The organism is Gordonia sp. UBA7599, from assembly GCA_002477755.1.
Taxonomy (GTDB): Bacteria; Actinomycetota; Actinomycetes; order Mycobacteriales; family Mycobacteriaceae; genus Gordonia.
Window position 1 is genome coordinate 1 of the sequence record DLKD01000060.1, and the last position, 2,666, is coordinate 2,666.

2 protein-coding genes are annotated in these 2,666 nt (G+C 67.0%); one reads left to right on the plus strand and one right to left on the minus strand.

The window, feature by feature from the left end:
- Positions 1–1,485, plus strand: a 1,485-nt coding sequence (gene ilvD, locus B4L26_RS07505) for a dihydroxy-acid dehydratase (RefSeq protein ID WP_290717625.1), incomplete at its 5' end; no start/stop codon positions are given.
- On the opposite strand, the gene B4L26_RS07510 is transcribed toward ilvD, so the two are convergent.
- Positions 1,482–2,636 (minus strand): HNH endonuclease signature motif containing protein, encoded by a 1,155-nt coding sequence (locus tag B4L26_RS07510; RefSeq protein ID WP_290717627.1) that lies wholly within the window; start codon positions 2,634–2,636, stop codon positions 1,482–1,484. The two genes, ilvD and B4L26_RS07510, sit on opposite strands and share 4 nt — an antisense overlap.
- Between the last annotated feature and the right edge of the window lie 30 nt (positions 2,637–2,666).

Consider the following 2,666-nt stretch of genomic DNA (forward strand, 5'->3'; position numbering starts at 1 on the left):
AACTGCGACAAGATCACCCCCGGCATGCTCAACGCCGCCCTGCGGCTCAACATCCCGACGGTCTTCGTCTCCGGCGGCCCGATGGAGGCCGGCACCTCGGTCGTCGTCAACGGCGTCGTCCACCCGGGCCTCGACTTGGTCGACGCGATCACCGCGTCGGCCGATAGCACCGTCGGCGAGAAAGACCTCCTCGAAGTCGAGCGGTCGGCCTGCCCGACGTGCGGATCGTGTTCGGGCATGTTCACGGCCAACTCGATGAACTGCCTGACCGAGGCCCTCGGACTGTCGTTGCCCGGTAACGGCTCCACCCTCGCCACCCAGGTTGCCCGCCGCGACCTCTTCACGCGCGCTGGCGAACTCATCGTCGACATCGCCAAGCGGTACTACAAAGACGATGACGAGTCGGTCCTGCCGCGCAACGTCGCGACGCGCGAAGCCTTCGAGAACGCGATGGCGCTCGACGTCGCCATGGGTGGCTCGACCAACACCGTGCTGCACATCCTGGCCGCCGCGCAGGAGGCCGAGATCGACTTCGACCTGCACGCCATCGACGCGATCTCGCGCCGCGTGCCGTGCCTCGCGAAGGTCGCACCGAACTCCCCCAAGTACTACATGGAGCACGTCCACCGCGCCGGCGGCATTCCGGCGATCCTCGGCGAGCTCGACCGCGCCGGCCTGCTGAACCGGAACGTCCACCCGGTCCACGCGCCGTCGCTGGAGCAGTACCTGGCCGACTGGGACATCCGCAGCGGCACAGCCACCGACGCCGCGATCGAGCTCTTCCACGCCGCACCCGGCGGCGTGCGCACCGTCGAACCGTTCTCGACATCGAACCGGTGGGATTCGCTGGACACCGACGCCGCCGACGGCTGCATCCGCGACAAGGAGCACGCCTACACCGTCGAAGGTGGCCTGTGTGTGCTGCACGGCAATCTCGCTGAGGACGGTGCGGTGCTCAAGACCGCTGGCGTCAGCGAAGACCTGTGGCATTTCCAGGGCCCGGCGCGTGTCGTCGAGAGCCAGGAGGACGCCGTCCACGCAATCTTGTCCAAGGAACTCCAGAAGGGCGAGGTCCTCGTGATCCGCTACGAGGGGCCCGCTGGTGGTCCGGGCATGCAGGAGATGCTGCATCCGACTGCGTTCATGAAGGGCACCGGGATGGGCAAGTTCTGCGGCCTCGTCACCGACGGTCGCTTCTCCGGCGGATCGTCGGGACTGGTCATCGGCCACGTCTCGCCCGAGGCGGCCGGTAGGGGCACGATCGGCCTGGTCGAGGACGGCGACGAGATCCTCATCGACGTCAAGACCCGCACCTTGAAGGTCCTCGTCGACGACGAGGTGCTGGCCGATCGGCGCGCGAAGATGGAGGCGTCGGAACGCCCGTGGCAGCCCAAGGACCGCCAGCGCGCTGTCACCACGGCGTTGCGGGCCTACGCGAAACTGGCGACGTCGGCCGACAAGGGCGCAGTCCGCGTCGTCGACTAAAACGGCGGGGGGCCGTCGGTTTCGCGGGGGTGTTCGCGGCGTCGGTGGTATTCCTGTTCGGCGTGCTGCCATTCTTCGGCGAGTCGTTGTTTGCGGTTGGCGGCGCGTTCGGCTCGTCGTCGGCGGTGCTTATCCTTTGTCCGATTCCGCGGCCGATGCCGACGGTGGCCATCTCGGTGATCGAGTGGCTGCGACGAAGGAGCAGCTGTATCGAGATCGGGCGTGGGCTCGTGCCAGGTGATGTGGTCGAGGCTGGGGAACAGATCGGTGTTGGTTTCGGCGGGTCCGGGGAACCGGATTCCTTCGGGTGACACGACTTCGGAGACGAGGCGGCCATTGTTGTCGCGGTATTGGTCGTCGACCCAGCCGTGGGCGAAAGTCTTGAAGTTGTGGTGCATCCGGCACTTCGTCCCGAGTTCGTCGGGGCTGGTGTGCCCACCCTCGCCGGGGTTGTCGTGGTCGTACTCCTGCACGTGGTCGATGTCGCATTTCCAGGCCGGTTGATCACACCCGGGGATGGTGCAATAGCCGTCGCGGGCCCGGATGAAGGTGTCCAGGGCGGTGGAGGGACGGTACGGGTCCGACGGCAGATAGGTGGGTAGCGACGTCTGTGCCTGCTCACCGGACTGCGGGTTGAGCGGCCGTACGCGCACGTCGTCGCGGGCCAGCAGGTCACGCAGGTGGGCAGCGGAGATGACACCGTGACCGTCCATGAACGCCGGTTGGTTGTCACGCCCGTCGACGGTGGCCTGATCGGCGATCACATGCACCAGTACCCGCCCCTTGGCGATGGCTTGGTCCTGCTGGTCGGCCACCCATGCCGCCAGGGCATCCGGGTCGGGAACCTGGGCGGCACAATCCTGGCGGTCGCAGTCGCATTCGAACGCGGTACCGGTGAGCAACGCGAACAGGGCATCGCTGCTGCGGGCATCGCGGGATCGGGTGTCGTGCGGGCAGGCCAGGGCGGCCAACGCGAGGACCGCGTTGTGGGCGATGGCCGCGTTGTGGGCGGTCATCGTCGCCCCCAGGGTGGCCATCCCATCGGTCTCGGGCACCACCCACACACTGCGGGCTTGTTTGGCCTTCTCATGACGGCGCCGCACCGCATCAGGATCGTGGCGGAAAATGATCCGGTCGATCATGTCGATCAACCTCTTGTTCGGAGCTTGTCAAGTTGTCTG